General features: G+C 43.0%; 16 protein-coding genes and 2 pseudogenes. 13 read left to right on the plus strand and 5 right to left on the minus strand.

Translation table 11 applies throughout. The features are described from left to right. Positions 1-50: 50 nt before the first annotated feature. Complete coding sequence (locus NSQ26_RS00980; RefSeq protein ID WP_499718839.1) at positions 51-674, minus strand: zinc metalloprotease; 624 nt, start codon at positions 672-674, stop codon at positions 51-53. Beyond that, on the minus strand, positions 674-1,285 hold the full coding sequence (locus NSQ26_RS00985; RefSeq protein WP_499718840.1) for a hypothetical protein: 612 nt from the start codon (positions 1,283-1,285) through the stop codon (positions 674-676). Before NSQ26_RS00985 ends, NSQ26_RS00980 begins: the two co-directional genes overlap by 1 nt. A 345-nt stretch (positions 1,286-1,630) precedes the next feature. Between NSQ26_RS00985 and NSQ26_RS00990 the strand changes: the two genes are divergently transcribed. From NSQ26_RS00990 to NSQ26_RS01030, 9 genes and pseudogenes are all read left to right on the plus strand, one after another. Then, positions 1,631-4,018, plus strand: a complete 2,388-nt coding sequence (locus NSQ26_RS00990) for a hypothetical protein (protein ID WP_499718841.1) — start codon at positions 1,631-1,633, stop codon at positions 4,016-4,018. A 175-nt stretch (positions 4,019-4,193) separates the two neighbouring features. Beyond that, positions 4,194-4,772, plus strand: a complete 579-nt coding sequence (locus tag NSQ26_RS00995; RefSeq protein WP_499718842.1) for a type 1 glutamine amidotransferase family protein — start codon at positions 4,194-4,196, stop codon at positions 4,770-4,772. Positions 4,773-4,839: 67 nt separating this feature from the next. Then, complete coding sequence (locus tag NSQ26_RS01000) at positions 4,840-5,217, plus strand: hypothetical protein (RefSeq protein WP_499718843.1); 378 nt, start codon at positions 4,840-4,842, stop codon at positions 5,215-5,217. Between the two features lie 13 nt (positions 5,218-5,230). Beyond that, positions 5,231-5,551 carry a kanamycin nucleotidyltransferase C-terminal domain-containing protein gene (locus tag NSQ26_RS01005; protein WP_499719949.1) on the plus strand — a complete coding sequence of 107 codons (321 nt, stop codon included), beginning with the start codon at positions 5,231-5,233 and terminating at the stop codon, positions 5,549-5,551. Positions 5,552-5,618: 67 nt separating this feature from the next. After that, a pseudogene (locus NSQ26_RS01010) lies at positions 5,619-6,132 on the plus strand (class I SAM-dependent methyltransferase). Positions 6,133-6,194: 62 nt separating this feature from the next. Beyond that, complete coding sequence (rraA, locus tag NSQ26_RS01015) at positions 6,195-6,677, plus strand: ribonuclease E activity regulator RraA (RefSeq protein ID WP_499718844.1); 483 nt, start codon at positions 6,195-6,197, stop codon at positions 6,675-6,677. A 58-nt stretch (positions 6,678-6,735) separates the two neighbouring features. Continuing rightward, on the plus strand, positions 6,736-7,716 hold the full coding sequence (locus NSQ26_RS01020) for a nucleoside-diphosphate kinase (RefSeq protein WP_499718845.1): 981 nt from the start codon (positions 6,736-6,738) through the stop codon (positions 7,714-7,716). Between the two features lie 21 nt (positions 7,717-7,737). Beyond that, positions 7,738-8,556, plus strand: coding sequence for an inositol monophosphatase family protein (locus NSQ26_RS01025; protein WP_499718846.1), 819 nt, complete (start codon positions 7,738-7,740; stop codon positions 8,554-8,556). A 61-nt stretch (positions 8,557-8,617) separates the two neighbouring features. Next, positions 8,618-8,809: a hypothetical protein gene (locus tag NSQ26_RS01030; RefSeq protein WP_090776367.1), complete on the plus strand. Its 192-nt coding sequence runs from the start codon at positions 8,618-8,620 to the stop codon at positions 8,807-8,809. A gap of 54 nt (positions 8,810-8,863) precedes the next feature. Here the strand turns inward: NSQ26_RS01030 and ptsG are convergent, their stop codons facing one another. Further along, positions 8,864-10,882: a glucose-specific PTS transporter subunit IIBC gene (gene ptsG, locus NSQ26_RS01035; RefSeq protein ID WP_499718847.1), complete on the minus strand. Its 2,019-nt coding sequence runs from the start codon at positions 10,880-10,882 to the stop codon at positions 8,864-8,866. 379 nt (positions 10,883-11,261) lie between these two features. Here ptsG and NSQ26_RS01040 point away from each other — a divergent pair, with 379 nt between their 5' ends. Genes NSQ26_RS01040 through NSQ26_RS01050 form a run of 3 tightly spaced genes read left to right on the plus strand, consistent with a single transcriptional unit; the run spans position 11,262 to position 14,279 of the window. Continuing rightward, a complete protein-coding gene (locus tag NSQ26_RS01040) occupies positions 11,262-12,500 on the plus strand; it encodes a quaternary amine ABC transporter ATP-binding protein (protein ID WP_090776365.1) in 1,239 nt (412 codons plus the stop codon). Further along, entirely contained in the window at positions 12,448-13,299 is an 852-nt protein-coding gene (locus NSQ26_RS01045) for an ABC transporter permease (RefSeq protein WP_499718848.1), read from the plus strand. Before NSQ26_RS01040 ends, NSQ26_RS01045 begins: the two co-directional genes overlap by 53 nt. A gap of 41 nt (positions 13,300-13,340) precedes the next feature. After that, positions 13,341-14,279 carry a glycine betaine ABC transporter substrate-binding protein gene (locus NSQ26_RS01050; RefSeq protein WP_090776363.1) on the plus strand — a complete coding sequence of 313 codons (939 nt, stop codon included), beginning with the start codon at positions 13,341-13,343 and terminating at the stop codon, positions 14,277-14,279. Between the two features lie 45 nt (positions 14,280-14,324). Here NSQ26_RS01050 and NSQ26_RS01055 read toward each other — a convergent pair whose 3' ends face one another. Next, positions 14,325-16,199 carry a pyocin knob domain-containing protein gene (locus NSQ26_RS01055; RefSeq protein WP_499718849.1) on the minus strand — a complete coding sequence of 625 codons (1,875 nt, stop codon included), beginning with the start codon at positions 16,197-16,199 and terminating at the stop codon, positions 14,325-14,327. Positions 16,200-16,252: 53 nt separating this feature from the next. Next, a pseudogene (locus NSQ26_RS01060) lies at positions 16,253-16,411 on the minus strand (alpha-helical endospore appendage domain-containing protein); the annotation flags it as partial. A gap of 311 nt (positions 16,412-16,722) precedes the next feature. Here NSQ26_RS01060 and NSQ26_RS01065 point away from each other — a divergent pair. Beyond that, on the plus strand, positions 16,723-18,123 hold the full coding sequence (locus tag NSQ26_RS01065) for an alanine/glycine:cation symporter family protein (RefSeq protein ID WP_499718850.1): 1,401 nt from the start codon (positions 16,723-16,725) through the stop codon (positions 18,121-18,123). Positions 18,124-18,204: the final 81 nt, after the last annotated feature.

Genomic DNA, 18,204 nt, shown 5'->3' on the forward strand with positions numbered 1-18,204 from the left:
TTCGAGCTGTTCGTAGCCTGTTTTCACACCTTACATACTAGCTTAACGCATTACTTTACTGCTTCCAACGCACCTTCAATATCCTTCTTTGTTGGGGAATGCTGTGCCGGTGTCATATAACCATACATTAATTTCTCTGAATTATGTTTTTCATAGAGATCGTGTAATCCAATGGTATGGCCAAACTCATGTGCTGCGACCGCAGCATTCTCTTCAAAGGAGCGATGTGTCGTTTGGGCAAGGTTAAACTTCATTTCCCAACTTTTAATATGGTTTGTACGGTAATTACCGTAACGATTGAAATGATCCTCATAATTGATTTGAACCCAAACAGCAGCGATGACAGAGGTCTCTTCATCATTATATACGTCCATTGTTCCAGTACTTTTTTGCCCCGCAGCGGCTTCGCGGAAGTCTACAATTCCTGTATCATTCCAGCGCTTCGCACCTTCAACGACGATTGATTGGTACTCTGCTGGTAGTTTAGACATGTCATATGCCATCCGTCGTTCATGTGGACCAATATGACCATATCCACCACCACAGCCAATTTTCCAGCCTATTTCCTCGCCACCAGCCCGACATGTCTCTTCTGGATGGGCCTCGATTCCTTTCGGTGGCAATACAAACAATAACACAACAAGCAGTAGGAACGCGCGTTTCATTTTCTTCATCATTTGCTGCCTCCTTTTTCAGTGATCAGTTCATAAAAGCGGTTTTTATCCAAAACTTGTTGTACGTCACTTTCCGATCCACTTTTAAGCGTCTGTACTTCTAAAGGTGCAAGCGCTTCGTATGGCAATGCTTGTTTGACGAGTGTGTCACCAGAGACTTTATACATGCCCGTTTCTTCACCTTGAATCCAATAATCGGCTTCAGAAGAAGAGGAAGTCTCATTTAAGAATAAAACATATGTATCTCCTTCGCTAAATAGCTCGTTGTCATTGAATCCAATTTCCTTCGTTCCATTTTGAAAGAGTTTAATTGTTTTTTGCTCTTCCTTTCCCTTGAGGACATTTGTCACTTCGGCCGAGAAAATGGTCTTCGGTAACGTCTCTTCGACTTCCCCAACGATTTCTTGAATCTTTACTTCAGCGACGAGATCAGCATCAGTAAGTGCTTCTTCTAAAGATAAAGGTGCTGCAATGGCTGCTTCAATCTTTACAACAGTATTACTCGTTGACGCGCTCTCAGGTTGTGCTTTTTCTTCCTCTTGTTCTGTCGTATTGCAGCCAGATAATAAAATAAATAGTCCAGTAGCCGCAATTGTCACTACTTTTTTCATATGTCTGTTCCCTCCATAGGTGATGATTAAGGCTGTTTAAATAGACGCGAAATAAGATTACAAAGGCATGAATGATTTAAAATGAATCACGGCTCAGTATAACATGTTGGTAGAGCAATGACAATAAAGAGAGAAGCATTTTTTAATAGATAAGTTATTTAAGTTATATAGTAATTAAAGTGAAAATATCGAATGATAGAATCTTTGTTAGGTCAAAAGTCCTTCGTTCTGAATTCATTGTTAGGTCTTTCGAACTAAAATTATGTCGTTTCATAGAATCATATTGTGTGGTATCGTTAGGTTGATTAATATAGGCTGAGAAAATGAATTTTTGGGGGAAACAATGTGAAGCGAAATTATAATTACAAAGCGAAGATGAATCGCAACCGGTCAAGGCGTGCACAGTTTGTAAAACACGTAAGTGCTGTGACAATGGCGACCACTGTGGCTGTCTCAGCAACAAGTCTAGACGCCCATGCAGCAGAAGAACGAAATGAAGACATGGAAATCGTTGCGATTGCAGAAGTAGAGGAACAATCTTTGGAAGAAAATGTTGATGTGAATGAAGAATCGCCAGAAGTTGAGTTTAACGAAGAAAAGACAGGACAGGAAAGTTTCAATGAGGTTGAAGAAGAGCAGGAAGCCGAGGACGTAGTAAGTGAAGAAGATGAAGAGGCAATAGAAGAAGTTGAAGTAACCGAAATGGAAGAAGCTAAATATGACGAAGAACAAGCGCAACACGTAAAGCAGGACCACGATGTCGATAAAAATGAGCGCTCCATACATGCACAAGAGGGAGTGAAAGAAGATGTTGAAACCATAACGGAAGTAAAAACGGCGGAGCAATATCAAAGTGAACCATTATTTCAACGTGAAGCGCGCGAAAACCTCATTGATCTTGATTTGAGCCGGTACTTGCTAGAGCAAGATGAAGCGCAAGGTTATTCTCATCTAAACTTTATTAATACGCGTAGAGATACCTATCTAGATATGAATCAAATTGGACGATTGACTTATAATGTACAATTCTCGCAGCCGTTGTTTGACGCATTGGAAAAGTCTTGGAAAAAAGACGGCGACAAATTTACTTTAGTGATGGGGTTGCCTGTGAAGAATGCAGAAGGGAACCAGATGATTGGCGCCAATCATTTACCTGGGAGCGAGGCAGCACGTGTGACTGACGCTGTGTATAACCACCTTGTGTTGGATCGTGAGACAAAAAGCCTATACTTAGATGTGCAAGGTATACTCGAAGAATTAAATTATGAAGTGTTCTTAATCGATGAAGAAAATAGGTTTTACAGCGATAACATTCAGTTCTCATTTGATTATAATTTGGCAGTAGATGGTGATCATGTAATCAAATTTGCTTATACAGATGGACGTGCAGATTGGACACAATTAGGGAATAAAGCTAGTCATGTGCGGGTAAACTTTGATCGCAGTTTGGCTGATAGGGAATGGGAGTCTGGACTGTTTGATTCAATTGACGATCCGGTAGATCCAGTAGAGCCAGTGGATCCGGTAGATCCGGTGGATCCAGTAGACCCAGTGGATCCGGTGGACCCAGTAGAACCGGTGGATCCAGTAGAACCGGTGGATCCAGTGGATCCAGTAGATCCAGTGGACCCGGTAGACCCAGTGGATCCAGTAGACCCAGTGGACCCGGTAGACCCAGTGGATCCAGTAGATCCGATTGATCCGGTAGATCCGGTGGATCCAGTAGAACCGGTGGATCCAGTAGAACCGGTGGACCCGGTAGACCCAGTGGACCCAGTAGACCCAGTGGATCCAGTAGAACCGGTGGATCCAGAAGACCCGATTGATCCAGAAGACCCAGTGGATCCAGTAGATCCGATTGATCCGGTAGATCCGGTGGATCCAGAAGACCCGGTGGATCCAGTAGACCCGGTGGACCCAGTAGACCCAGTGGACCCAGTAGACCCAGTGGATCCAGTAGAACCGGTGGATCCAGAAGATCCGGTGGACCCAGTAGACCCAGTGGATCCAGAAGATCCGGTGGATCCAGAAGACCCGATTGATCCAGAAGATCCGGTGGACCCAGTAGACCCAGTAGATCCGGTAGACCCAGTGGACCCAATAGACCCGGTGGACCCAGAAGACCCGGTGGACCCAGAAGATCCGATTGATCCAGAAGACCCGGTGGACCCAGTGGGTCCAGAAGACCCGAATGATCCAGAAGATCCGGTGGATCCAGAAGACCCAGTGAATCCGGTAGATCCAGTGGATCCAGAAGATCCAGAAGACCCGAATGATCCAGAAGATCCGGTGGATCCAGAAGACCCAGTAAATCCGGTAGATCCAGTGGGTCCAGAAGATCCAGAAGATCCGGTGGATCCAGAAGACCCGCTGGATCCAGAAGACCCAGTGAATCCGGTAGATCCAGTGGATTCAGAAGAGCGAGTAGAGCCGTTGAACCCAGTGAATCCTAGAGGATCACTTCCAAAAGAGAAATTTTTGTCGCCAGCTACTGTATCTAGTGAGAGAGCTGAAAGGACAGATCCGGTGGTGGAGAAACAGGCTTTTTCTCCTAAAGTATCTGGGGAAGGTGTCAAAGAAAAAGATATAAATAAGAGCGAACATGAGAAAGAGCTGCCAAATACCGCGACAAATGCATGGATGTATGGTGTTGCTGGTGCCACGGTTGTTTTACTTGGCGTCTCCTTGAAACTCATCTCTCGTAGGAGAAAGATGCGCAGGATAATAGAGTAGAGTAATAAAACCTTGAGGCAAAATGTCTCAAGGTTTTATGCCTTTTATGAGAAGATGATCTCTATCATACGTCAATTGATTTTTGAAAAGAAACCGTTTACCATAGGTAAAGACAAGACTTTTTAAGACGATTCAAACTAGGGAAGGTGAGTGTTTATGAGAGGAGGACATTGTCATGAAAGAAGAAGTCATCGTATTTATTTCTGAAGGATATGCTGACTGGGAAGGGGCGTATATTTGTTCAGAACTGAACAAGCCTAATACGAAATTTGTCATCAAAACGGCAGGAATAACGAAAGAGCCTATAAAATCAATGGGAGGTTTCACCGTTATTCCCGACTATTCAATTGGAGAGCTACCTCCGCATTTTGCAATGCTGATTTTAATCGGAGGAACTTCATGGATGACAGGGCAGAATGACCACATTAAGTCAATAATAGATACGTGCGTGGACAAGGGTATCCTTGTTTCTGCAATATGTGATGCTTGTACATTTTTGGCAAACAACGGCTATTTAGATCACACGGCGCACACAGGTAATTCATTAGATTATCTAGCAAAATTTGCTCCAAACTATACAGGTGAGAAACATTTCATGGCGCGCCAGGTGGTTTCTACTGACTCTTTTATTACCGCTAACGGCACAGCTGCAATTGAGTTCTCAAGAGAAATTTTAAAATACTTAGGGGTGATGCAAGAAAAGGAGCTGGATGAGTGGTATCATTGGTTTAAAGTAGGTTTTTATGAGGAATAAAATTTGTTGAATAGAGGTGAGCTTAATGACCTGGGAACCGGCTAGATTCACTCATAGTTAGAGGCTGATGGTAGCAGACACTTTATTACAAAAATTGCAAGAAAAATATCAGGAAAAGTTAATTTCAGTGGCAATTGAAGGTTCAACAGCAAAAGCATTGGATCATTCCATGTCTGATTTAGAATTGCGCGTACTTCTTGAGGAAAAATATGATTTTCATCGATGGCATGCATTCTTTTATCGCGAGATGTTTGTCGGCATAAGCTACAACGCTGTGCAAAGGACGCTTGATGAATCGAAATATATTGACTATGAATGGCCTATAAGTGGAGATTGTATTTTAACAAGTAAAGTTATTTATGATCCATTCCATATTTATAAAGAACTGAAAGAGAACCAAATTCGCGCCAAGCAAAATGCGGACTATCATACATTAATTTTATGAAGGATTAACAGACCTGTATGAACATGTATATAAAGTATTTACCATTGACCTTGCAAATGAGATGGCTTATAAGAAACAGGTTGCAATGATCGCATACTGGTCTGCTATCGTTGTGGGTTTAGCAAATAGATACCAGTTCCGATCAAATAAAACGATGATTGAAGAAAGTCTCTCTTTACAAAATGTCCCTTTAAAATATAAAGAAAATATTTCAGAAATGATGAACACCATCGATCTGAATAGAAAAGTTATAGGTGCTCTTTGGGAGTCAGTTGTAACATGGAGTAATGAAATGGGGATTAACCTTGTGGACAATCAGCTAACTTCTATTTAAAACGGAAAACATACATGAAGATTTGCTCAGGATATTAAATAAATACATTACAAAATGAGGTGACATCATGTACAATTTTTATAGTAAACTATCGACAGAAGTATATGATTTAGACAAACCAATTGGTCGTTCTTTCGGTAATGTAGAATATTATAGAGAACGCTTAAAAAATGTAAGAGGAAAAATATTAGAGCCTGCCGTCGGGACAGGGCGTATTTTAATTCCACTACTTGAGGAAGGCTTTGATGTAGATGGCATTGACTATTCACCTGACATGTTAGAATTGTGTCGGAAGTAGTATTGTGCAGAGCGGGAGTTAACGCCTAGAATCAAACCTAGTTAAAGTTGATTTCATGAACCAAACGACGACCACGCACCATAAGTATGGAAAATGGCGCGATAAAAAGTTGATTGAAACAGAGTTGGAGCAATTCCCATTGCGGTGGTACGGCATTGAAGAATTCAGACTTGTGCTAGAAAAAATCGGCTTTAAGGATATTACAGTGTCTGCTGATTATCAACATGAGAAAGCGCCAACAGAAGGCAGTGAAATCATGACGTTTGAGGCGCGCGTGAAATAGCCAAGTGGGCCAGCATACTCAAAGATTTGTAGGAGACGAAGTCTAGCCTAGGAGGAATGATCATGTCGTTTAAAACAACAGACCTATGTGACGATTACGTAAGTGAATTACAAATTTTACAGCCAGGAATCGTAAAAGCTTTTGGAAGCGTGCACAAATTTTCTGGACCGATAACAACGGTGGATGTGTTTGAAGACAATGTGCTTGTGAAAGAGACATTGGCGAAAGCAAGTCTCGGTAGTGTCATTGTCGTAGACGGTAAGGGCGAAAAAAGTCGTTGCGCGCTCTTAGGTGATAAAGTGGCACAAATTGCGATGGATGCAGGTGTTGCTGGAATCATTATTAACGGATACGTCAGAGACACCGCAAAGTTAGCGGTAATGAATATTGGTATCTATGCACGAGGCCCGCTACCGAATAAAAGTAAAAAAGAAGGTAAGGGTCAGGTTGGTGCCGGTGTTGACTTCGGTGGTGTAAGTTGGAGAGACGGCTATTATGTGTATGTGGATGAGGACGGGATTGTGTTAGCGGGAAGAGAATTATGATTGATAAAGTGAGAGGGGCTCCCCTCTCATTAAGTATGAGAAAGGATATAAAATGAATATGAAACCAGAACATGGACTCGCAATATTAAAACCAGATGGTGTGAGAAAGGGCATGGATGAAGAATTTATCAAAGAGCTTGACCGTCACGACCTAAAAATCGTCCATGTATCGAAAAGACATTTAAGCAAACAACAAGTCCTTGAGAGCTTTACGTCTGACTTTAACATGGACATTTATGCGGATTATCTGTCAAGCGGTGAAGTGATGGGTTATTTAGTCAAAGGACATTATGCGGGGAAAAAGCTGCGCGAGATCAAGCAGACGATAAGAAGTCGTTACGGCTATGCAAGTTGTAATATGGAAAACTTAATCCATACCGCTGATAACGGGAACGAATACTGTTTGCAGTTCAAACAATTATTTCCTGACCGAGATATCGTTCAATACGCTAAGTTTGCCGATATGGATGTGAGGATCGATGGTAATGAACAAGCGATGATACAGGCGTTGCGCACATTAAATGATGAGAGCAATTTATCGTGGATTGGCGTTGTCACAAGTCTTGATACATTGCAGCACACAAAAAATGCAATTAAACAATTTAAAGACGCCTCACTTCAATGTTTGCTCGGCGTTTCTGGAAGATATCTTGTCAATGGCGAGGAATTAGAGATGATTGGCTATTTACCGTCTCATCTGATTCACACTGACGCTGAATATTTCTCACTGAAGAAAGTGTCATCTTTTGCGGACTTTGCAGCTTGGATTCAACGTTTACGAGGGCTCATGGTGTTAGGATATACACCAACGTCCAAGATCACGTTGCCATTATTAAAGGAGTTAAAGAAACACGGAGTGGCGGGTGTAACCATTTACGATGCGCGACGGGATATGAGGCAAGTAGAAGACTTGGAGGATTTGGTGGAAGACGAAGCGCGGATGGTGTTCTCTGGAGGAGGCGCTGGTATCGTTCGAGCTGGTGAAATTGCATTGGACCGAGCGGAGTTTGAAGTTTTGACGAAAGCTTTAATGAAATAGATATGATAATGGAGGCCCAAAATGGAAAAAACACTCACCGCAGCAAAATCCCTAGTAACCAAGGTCATTGTTGAAGCAGGAAACATGGCAAAGGATCGTTTTGACAAACTCATAAGCCTAGAAGAAAAAGACGATCATGGTGACGTGATCACAGAAGTAGACTATTTAGCGGAGGAAATCATTTTAAAAGAAATCACTCGTGTTTTCCCAGAACATCAAGTTCATAGTGAAGAAGCGGGTGACAACGGCAAAAAAAGTGATTGGTTATGGCAAATTGATCCGTTAGACGGTACAAATAATTATGCGATAGGTTTTCCAGTATTCTCTTCTTCAATTACCCTTATGTATAAGCATGAGCCCGTTTTAGGTGTCATCTATGAGCCGATTGTCAATCGGTTGTTTGTGTCAAGCTTGCATGGAGGTACTTATTGTAATGACCAAGTATTAAACGTGAAAAAGAGGGACAACCCGAAAAAATTTAATGTCGCTTGGATCCAAGGTCATCGTGTCCAACATGAAGAGACAGCGGTAAACTTAAGACAATACATTGATTTAAATTGTAAACGGATGATGAGAACGTGGGCGCCGACGTTGCAATGGTGTATGCTCGCTAAAGGGGATATTGACGGTATTATCCTTTATAACTCGGAAGGCGACGACTTGTACTCTGGCATTTTAATGGTGAAAGAAGCTGGGGGCGTCGTTGTTGATTTTCAAGGGAATGACTTTACAGGGATGAGTGACGAACCGTATTTCATTGCCTGCCATCCTGATCATAAGGATTATTTCTTGGACATGGTTCGTACAGGAATGGGCAGTGGTGTTTCTCATATGAGATAAGAATATATTGATGGAATCTCTCGCTGTAGTGGAGATTCCTTTTTCCCAGGAGTGAACGTTGATGCTTAAAGATTTACATATCGAAACGTATTTCTTAAAAAAGGTTGTCGATGATGAAGATGATTTGGAACGAGATCCACTTTCTTATTACGTGTCGATGGAGGAAGACCCGGAAGATGTAAAGCGAGGGGTGCTGCTTTGCCAGCTCAAGCAAATAGGGGTTTTCTTGAAAAGAGATGGCACCTTAAAGTAGCAAAAAGAGACCTACCGTAGCATGCTTATGCATTAGGTAGGTCTTTTTGTGTTATCACGTGGAGAGAGAAATAACACCGGCTGTTTTTGCTGCTTGTGTACCATTTTTGTGCACGGTGAGTGACTCACTTTCATCGAGATTCGTGAAAATTACTGGTGTAATCGTGGAAACAGCTTTTTCTTCAATCATTTGAAGGTCGAAGCTAAGCAGGCGTTGCCCTGCGGAAATATGATCTTCAGCAGCTACGTAAGCAGTGAACCCTTCTCCTTTCATATTAACCGTGTCAATCCCAACATGAATCAATACTTCTCGTCCATTTTCATCCGTTAGACCAATCGCATGTTTTGTTGGGAAAAGGGTCGTGACTTTCCCATTGAACGGCGCGTAAACCGTGTTGTCGATCGGTTTAATGGCAAAACCATCGCCCATCATCTTTTTCGCAAATACATCATCAGGTACTTCTGAGAGCGGGAGGACTTCCCCAGCGATAGGAAGGATGAATGAGATCTTACCATGTACATGCGTGTGTGTTGTCTCTACTGGAGTAGAGTCAATCGGTGTTTTCCCATCGAGAATGTCCTGAATTTGCGTTTTAATTTGATCTGATCGTGGACCAAAGATGGCTTGAATATTCGGCCCCACTTCCATTACGCCCGATGCGCCTAAAGCTTTGAGCTTTTCTTTGTCAACATGTTGTTTATCTTTGACACTGACGCGCAGACGGGTGATACACGCATCCAGACTCGTCAAGTTTTCTTTTCCACCAAGTGCTTGGAGGACGTTATACGGTAGGCCGTTTTGATCAACATTTCCGGTTTGAGCGGTATCTTCTTTTTTCTCACGACCAGGTGTCATTAAGTTGAATTTCTTAATGGCGAAACGGAAACCAAAGTAATAAATGACTGAGAACACGAGACCGATTGGAATGACAAGCCACCAGTCAGTTCGACCTGGGAGGACGCCATACAATAGGAAATCAATGACACCACCAGAGAATGTCATCCCGATTTTGACATCTAAAATCTGCATGAGCATAAAAGATAACCCTGCAAAAATCGTATGTACCGCAAACAATAACGGCGCGACGAATAAAAAGCTAAACTCAAGCGGTTCTGTAATTCCGGTTAAAAAAGAAGTTAAGGCAGCAGAGGCCATGATACCTGCGACAACCTTCTTATTTTCGGGACGGGCACAGTGATAAATGGCTAGTGCCGCAGCAGGAAGTCCAAACATCATAAAAGGAAATTTCCCCGCCATAAATGTTCCGGCAGTCAGTTCTGCTCCATCGCGAATTTGCGCAAAGAAAATCGTTTGGTCACCACGGACAATGTCACCCGCTGCATTTGTATAGGAGCCAAATTCAAACCAAAAAGGCGAGTAGAAAATGTGGTGCAGCCCAAATGGGATCAGTGCCCGCTCAATTACACCAAAAATAAATGCCGCGAGTGTCCGGTTTGCATCAATGACAGAGTGAGAAAAAGTATTTAACATCTCTTGTATTGGCGGCCACACAAAGTGAAGCACAATCCCGAGAAACAGCGCGAAAAAAGCAGTCGCAATGGGGACGAAACGTTTCCCGGCAAAGAATCCTAAATACGGTGGCAACTCAATATTAAAGAATTTTTTATACATAAATGCCCCGAGTAACCCAGCGATAATCCCACCGAATACGCCAGTTTCCAACGTTGGGATGCCGAGTATCATCGCATGGGCAGGTTCGGCTCCAACGGTTTCGGCATTGATACCGCCTATGACCCCTAACGTAACATTAATGATAAAATACCCGATTAAAGCAGCAAGACCAGCAACGCCATCCCCGTTTGATAAGCCAATTGCTACACCGAGCGCGAATAAGACGGGCAAGTTGGTAAAGACAATCGAGCCCGCATTTTGCATGAGCTCGGCAATCATTACGACCCAGTCGGTAGTTAGAAACGAAAATTTTGACGTTAAATCATTGTTTTGCATCGCATCACCAAGCGCGAGTAGAATCCCTGCTGCAGGTAATAAGGCAACAGGTAGCATTAATGCTTTTCCGACGCGTTGGAGTGTGCCAAAAGATTGTTGAAACATGAAAAGTCCTCCTAATTTGTGAATGTCAGAAAGAAAAGATTTGTGGTTAGTGTATGCTTTTTCTTCTCGTTCATTCTGTTTAAATAGGTAAAACAGGGTATATATGAAGAAAAAATATATTTTCTTGATAATAATACCATATATTGTTGCCGTATTTAATTGTCAATATCAAGGCTTTTTATCGGGTGTTATCAATAAAGGTACCATCATGGCGCATTTGCGAGCAATAAAAAGGAAAGTAGTCATTTCTTCTGTACAATAAGAACTGTACGTATCATATGGACTGAAAGAAAGCGATATCAACATTGCTCTTTCTAGGGGAAAAGCGGTATATTAGCAAGGTCGAAGGGTGTGTGATTTTAGCAAAGAGGTGGATGGTTTGTCGAAAATAAAAGTAGAATCTTTAACAAAGGTGTTTGGGAAAAAACCACGTCGTGCGATGGAGATGTTGTCTAAAGGAAAGACGAAACAAGAGATCTTATTGCAAACAGGTTTGACCATCGGTGTTGATCGGGCCAATTTTGAAGTTGAGAATGGTGAGATTTTTGTCATTATGGGCTTATCTGGTAGTGGGAAGTCCACGCTCGTCCGTTTATTAAACAGGTTAATTGAGCCGACAAAAGGAAGCGTTTGGCTTGATGGTGAAGATTTGGCTGAGATGGACGCAGCCCGGTTACGAAAGGTACGGCGAGAGAAGATGAGCATGGTCTTTCAAAAGTTTGGCTTATTTCCAACGAGAACAGTCATTTCAAATGTTGAATATGGTCTTGAAGTGCAAGGAATGGATAAAAAAACACGGTGTGAAAAAGCTCAGATATCGCTTGAACTTGTCGGCTTAAAAGGTTATGAACACCGTTATCCTGATCAATTATCAGGAGGAATGCAACAGCGAGTCGGTTTGGCACGTGCGCTTGCAAATGATCCAGATGTACTATTAATGGATGAGGCATTCTCAGCGTTGGACCCGCTTATTCGTAAAGATATGCAAGATGAGTTACTTGATTTACAAGAGAAAATGCAGAAAACGATCATTTTCATCACACATGATTTAGATGAGGCACTTAGAATTGGTGATCGAATTATGATCATGAAAGATGGGGCGATCATGCAAATTGGTACCCCGGAAGATATTTTAACCCATCCGAAAAATGACTACGTGGCGCGTTTTGTTGAAGACGTTGACCGTTCAAAAGTATTTACAGCTGGGAGTGTCATGATTCGTCCCGAGACAGTACGTATGGAAAAAGATGGACCACGCGTCGCTCTGCAGCGAATGCGTGACGCTGGGATTTCAAGTATTTATGTCACGAAGCGAAACAAAGAAATTGTTGGTTTTGTTCATGCGAATGAAGTGTCCGAATTAATTAGACTCGGGAATAATCGTCTGGACGAAGTCATTCACACCGATGTACCTCATGTGAGTGAAGATACACCAATTAATGAATTAATGGACCAATTATCCGTAAGCGCTGTTCCGCTTGTGGTAGTGAAAGATAACAAATTGCAAGGTATTATTGTGCGCAGCGCTGTACTTGGTGCGCTATCTGGAAGCGAGGTGGATTTTAATGGATTTTCTACCCCGTCTGGAGCTAGGGAAATGGATGGAGTCCTTTATTGATTGGTTACGTCATGCAGATTGGTTGTTTGATGGCGTAGATGAAGCAATTGGATTGCTTATTACGTCCATTCACACCGTAATTAGCTTACCCCCAAGCTGGTTGATGATTTTGTTGTTGGCTGTACTCACATTTATCATCAGTAGAAGAAAATGGGGATTGGTTGTATTTGTCGTATTAGGGTTGATGCTCATTGAAAATCTTGGTCTGTGGGAAGGTATGCTGAACACACTGTCAGTTGTTTTATCTGCTGGACTCATATCCGTCGTGTTCGGTGTACCACTAGGTATTTGGATGGCGAAAAGCGATCGAGTAGAGGCTGTTGTTAAACCGCTTCTTGATCTCATGCAGACGATGCCCGCATTTGTTTATTTAATTCCAGCCGTTGCGTTTTTTGGGATAGGCATGGTACCTGGTGTAGTCGCTTCAGTGATTTTTGCGATGCCACCCACTGTACGGATGACAAACTTAGGGATTCGCCAAGTTTCAACGGAATTAATTGAAGCAGCAGACGCATTTGGTTCTACAAGTACGCAAAAGTTATTTAAAGTGCAATTACCCATGGCGCGAGGAACGATCATGGCAGGTATTAATCAAAGTATTATGCTCGCATTATCAATGGTCGTCATTGCGGCGATGATTGGGGCAGAGGGGATCGGACAAAGTGTGTACCGCGCCGTTGGTAGAAATGACATTGGTGGCGGGTTTGAAGCTGGGCTCGCAATTGTGATTTTGGCGATCATTTTGGATCGTTTAACACAAAGCTTGAATGCAAAAAGAACACATCAAACACACGACTGAGAAAGATTACAGAGAAGTGTAAAAAAGAGGAGGAAATGAACATGAAATGGAAAGCAGTTGTAGGCGTCGTAGCAAGTATGGCACTGGCTAGCACATTAGCAGCATGCGGCAGTGAGAAAGCGTCTAATGAGGAAGGGAATAAGAAAGGGAGCACAGAAGAACTTAAAACCCTTTCAAAGGAAGAGATTGCAAAAGATTTAACTGTGATTACTGGAATAGACCCTGGTTCTGGTGTTGTGACAAATGCTGAAAAGGCAGTAGACGAGTATGGTTTAGATTTAACCGTTCAAGCATCACAGAGTGCGGCAATGACACAAGCGCTTGAAGATGCGATTAGTAAAAATGAACCGATTGTAGTAACGGGATGGAACCCGCACTGGAAATTTACGCGCTATGAACTGAAGTATTTAGAAGATCCTAAAGGGGTTTTTGGTGAAGCGGAAGGCATTCATACAATTGCCCGATCAGGACTAAAAGATGATAAGCCAGAAGCTTACGAGGTGCTTGACAATTTCTTATGGTCGGAAGAAGACATGGGTGAAGTGATGGTGGCAATTGAAGAAGGCACAGCTGATGTTGATGCAGCAAAAGATTGGGTTGAGAAAAACGAAGAAAAAGTATCTGAGTGGACAAATGGCATTGAAAAAGTAGACAGCGAGGAATTAATGCTTGTATATGTCAATTGGGATTCAGAAGTGGCGTCAACGAATGTCATCAAGCTTGTATTAGAAGAGATTGGTTATAATGTACAGTTAAGCGAAGTTGAGAGTGCATTTATGTGGCAAGCACTTGCAAATGGAGAAGCCGATGCAAGTGTCGCGGCATGGCTTCCGGATACACATGCAAGTTATTATGCAGATTATAAAGATGATATAGAGGATCTCGGAAAAAATTTAGATGGTGAACCGAAGACAGGTCTCGTTGTACCAAAATACATGGATATTGACTCTATTGAAGATTTGAAGGCAGAAAAAGAATAAGACAGGAAAACCGCGGAGTGAGGACCGCGGTTTTTTTGAGGATCATTAAGTGTTATCAAACAGCACCGTTTTTGCGCCAACAAGTGTAGCGCCACTGTTGACAAAATAATAGTTAGAAGAAGTGTCAATGACAAGTGGTCCAGTCCATGTAATATTGCTAAATTGTGAGCTAAAGACACCGATAGGGGGTACATCCATAGAGGCTGTATTTACTGTAAAGTCGCCGTTGATCCATGTGTTGACAATATTTGAATAAGCCGAGATCGTGAAGGTACCATCAATCCGAGAATCAACTAGACGTTGCAGTCGTAAAGCATTATGCGTAACGTCACCGCTAATACGGCTGTTATATATATACGTGTTGAGGTTCCCTTGATGCTCATCTTGGATGACCCCACCAACGACAGCACCATTCAAAAGCTGAAATTCAATCGTTGTGAATCCATGAACCGGATCAATATCTTGGAAAATGATATCACCGCTAATGATGGCGCCGTCTGTGTAATTTGTATGCGTGCTAACAGATGTGCCGTTGTCAAAAGTGCCAACAACAGTGACGGGACGAGCGGTAAATGCGGGTCCTTGATTAAGATAGAAGTCTTCTTGGACTTGACTTGTTTGCATTGTCAAGTTTCGTGGGACAGTGGAAGAGAAGTTGGTCCCTTGCCCATCACCGAGAACCCATGGTCCTAATCCAAGAATTTGTACGTGCCGTGCAGGCGGAATGATGACATCTTCATCAAAAGCAGAGTTTGCGGCAACGAGGATCATAAGGCGAGCCCGCATACCAATAGCAACTGCAAGTGGACTACTTGTTGCAGCTGTGACAGCATCCTGTAGTGAAGAAAAAGGATTAGAAGGCGTGCCGTCTCCAGGTCCAGGCGCAGTTGAGTCTGCCCAAAAGACGCTTGTTGCTCCCCACAAGAATACGCCTGGCCCAGTCGGTCCCGTGATTCCAGTGGCGCCAGTAGCGCCGGTGGCGCCAGTAGCACCAGTAACCCCGGTAGCACCAGTGGCACCAGTGACGCCAGTAACCCCGGTAGCACCAGTGGCACCAGTGACGCCAGTAGCGCCAGTAGCACCGGTGACCCCGGTGGCGCCAGTAGCACCAGTGACCCCGGTAGCGCCAGTAGCGCCAGTGACCCCGGTAGCGCCAGTAGCGCCAGTGGCTCCGGTGGGACCAGTAGCGCCAGTTGGCCCAGTAATACCGGCTCCAGTGGGGCCGGTAGGTCCTTGCACACCTAAGGTGGTCCAGTCTGTCCAGGTACCTCCATTATCGGGAGAACTACGAATAAAGATTGTCGGATTGGAGAAATACAATTGTTGAATGTATGGATCACCAATAGGTGGCGTGATAACAGTGACATAAAGCGACCATACGCCGGTAGCCCCAGGAGGAGGTGTGGTCGGCGGTCCAGCGTTATTGTCAGAGCTGTACACACCTGGTGTGAGAAAAATTCCTCCGTCAATATTCGAGTCCGAAGAAATAGGTGTTGTTAATGGAAATGCATTAACGTCTTCTGCTGTTAGCTGCACGTTGCCATTGACTCCTGGAATCCCATTGACAGTAACAACGTCCCCAGACACCCCTTGCGGTCCCGTAGCACCAGTAGGACCACGCAAAGTTGGGATATTGCTGGCGTTTTTCATCTTGGACTCTAAAATGATTTCCTTTTTAAATATGGTTTCTAACATCGTTTGTGTGCTCTCATTGACATTTAAGATATCTTGTATCGTGGCAGGAGGACCGGTGATGCCTGGCAAAGTCCCTAATACATATTGGATCTTCTCGCCCTCGGCGTTTATAATATGGGCTAATCCCATCTCCTCCATTGCAATAGATGATAGTAGTAAATTAACAACATCGTCGCGTGAGACTGAAATATTTGGGGTAATATTCGGCATGTTTGGTTGTGACATGTTTCCCCTCCTTTAATGGTAAGTGTTCTCTAAGTTGAGCGACGTTGCTGCTGTAAAGCTTTTAATGCATGTTGAACTTTTTCCCCTTCTGCGTTGAGGATATGTGCTAACCCCATTTCCTCCATTGCAATGGAGGCTAGGAGTAAGTTGACGGCGTCATCACGATCGATGTTCACATTCGGTGTGAAGTTAGGAATGTTTGATTGGGACAAAATCGATTCCTCCTTTTTAGTATTGGTGTGGATAGTATATGCGTGCTTTAGGACAAAGGAGCGTGTTTCTAAATAATTTGGGTTGTTGTTGATATTCAATTGACGGTGCATATGCAGTGTCAGATTGTAAATATTTTACTCGATATAGAGGATGTCCCGAGGAATTGCTATCTCTAAACACGAATACACGACTGCTAGAAATAAAAAACGTGAGCGCTTACAAAAAAATATACATATAAGGATAAAATTGTGCTATTATGTTCATGTGATATTCGCATAAATTTTAGATATAGAGGGTGAGGAGTGGACACATGGATATAATAGAGATGCTAAAAGAATTAAATGCTAATGTTTTATGGGGCGTACCAACGCTTGTGCTGTTATTTGGAACGGGATTAATTTTAACTTTTATATTAAAAGGGCTGCAGTTTCGTAAGTTAATATACGCTTTTAAATTAGGGTTTGGAAAAGAAGATGCAAATGATGCCAATGCTGCTGGAGATGTGAGCCATTTTAAAGCATTAATGACGTCTTTATCTGCGACCGTTGGAAATGGAAATATTGCTGGAGTAGCGACAGCGGTGACACTTGGTGGACCAGGGGCAATTTTTTGGATGTGGGTTGTTGGGTTGCTTGGAATGGCGACCAAGTACGCAGAGGCACTTTTAGCCGTAAAATACCGCGTTAAGAATGCTAATGGTGAATATTCGAGTGGACCGATGTATTATATTGAGCGAGGGCTCGGTCGGAAATTTAAATGGTTGGCTGTGGCATTTGCTGCGTTTGGTGCGTTTGCTGCACTTGGGATTGGAAACAGTGTCCAATCAAATACGGTTGCTGGTGTAGCGGAAACTAGTTTTTCTGTGCCGCATTGGGTGACAGGGGTCGTGCTTGTATTGTTTGTTGGATTTATTATCTTTGGTGGTTTGCAGCGGATCGCAACGGTATCAAGTATTGCGGTCCCGTTTATGGCACTTTTATATATGTTAGGTGCAAGTATTATTTTAATCATTAACTATGACTTAATTATCCCAGCGTTTCAAACGATTTTTTACTACGCGTTTAATCCAGTAGCGGCGACAGCGGGCTTTGTTGGTATTATTGTTTCTGAAGCGGTGCGTAATGGCGTGGCGCGCGGTATTTTTTCAAATGAAGCTGGACTTGGAACAGCCGCGTTGATTGCTGGGAATGCGCGCTCAGATCATCCTGTAAAACAAGCACTTGTAGCGATGACGGGCACGTTTATTGTGACGATTGTTGTGTGTACGGTGACAGGTTTGACATTGATGATTACTGGATTTTGGGATGCTTCTGGAGGATTAATTTCAGGTGTTGCCCACGACTCTAAATTAGAAGGTGGTCCACTCACGGTGGCAGCATTTGCCTCTGTTTTAGGGAAAGTCGGTGAATACATTGTTGCGTTATCTGTCATTTTGTTTGGTGCCACAACGATTGTCGGTTGGTACGTATATGGTGAAAAATGTACAGAATATTTGATTGGTACAAAGGCAACGTATGGCTATCGTTTTCTCTATTTATTTGCTTGTGGACTTGGTGCGGTTGCTAGTTTAGATGCCGTATGGGCGTTTGCGGATACGGCCAATGCATTAATGATGATTCCAAACTTAGTGGCGTTGCTTTTACTAGCGAAAGTGGTGAAAGCGGAGACGAGTGATTTCTTCACAAACCATTATCGGGCGGCGGGGAAGTAGTTGATGAGTAAGAAGACACCTCTTTATCTCAGGTTTGAGGTACTGATTCCAGTAGCTCAAACCAGAAATATATGGGGTGTT

The organism is Bacillus sp. FSL W7-1360 (assembly GCF_038592975.1).
Classification (GTDB): Bacteria; Bacillota; Bacilli; order Bacillales; family Bacillaceae_D; genus Shouchella; species Shouchella lonarensis.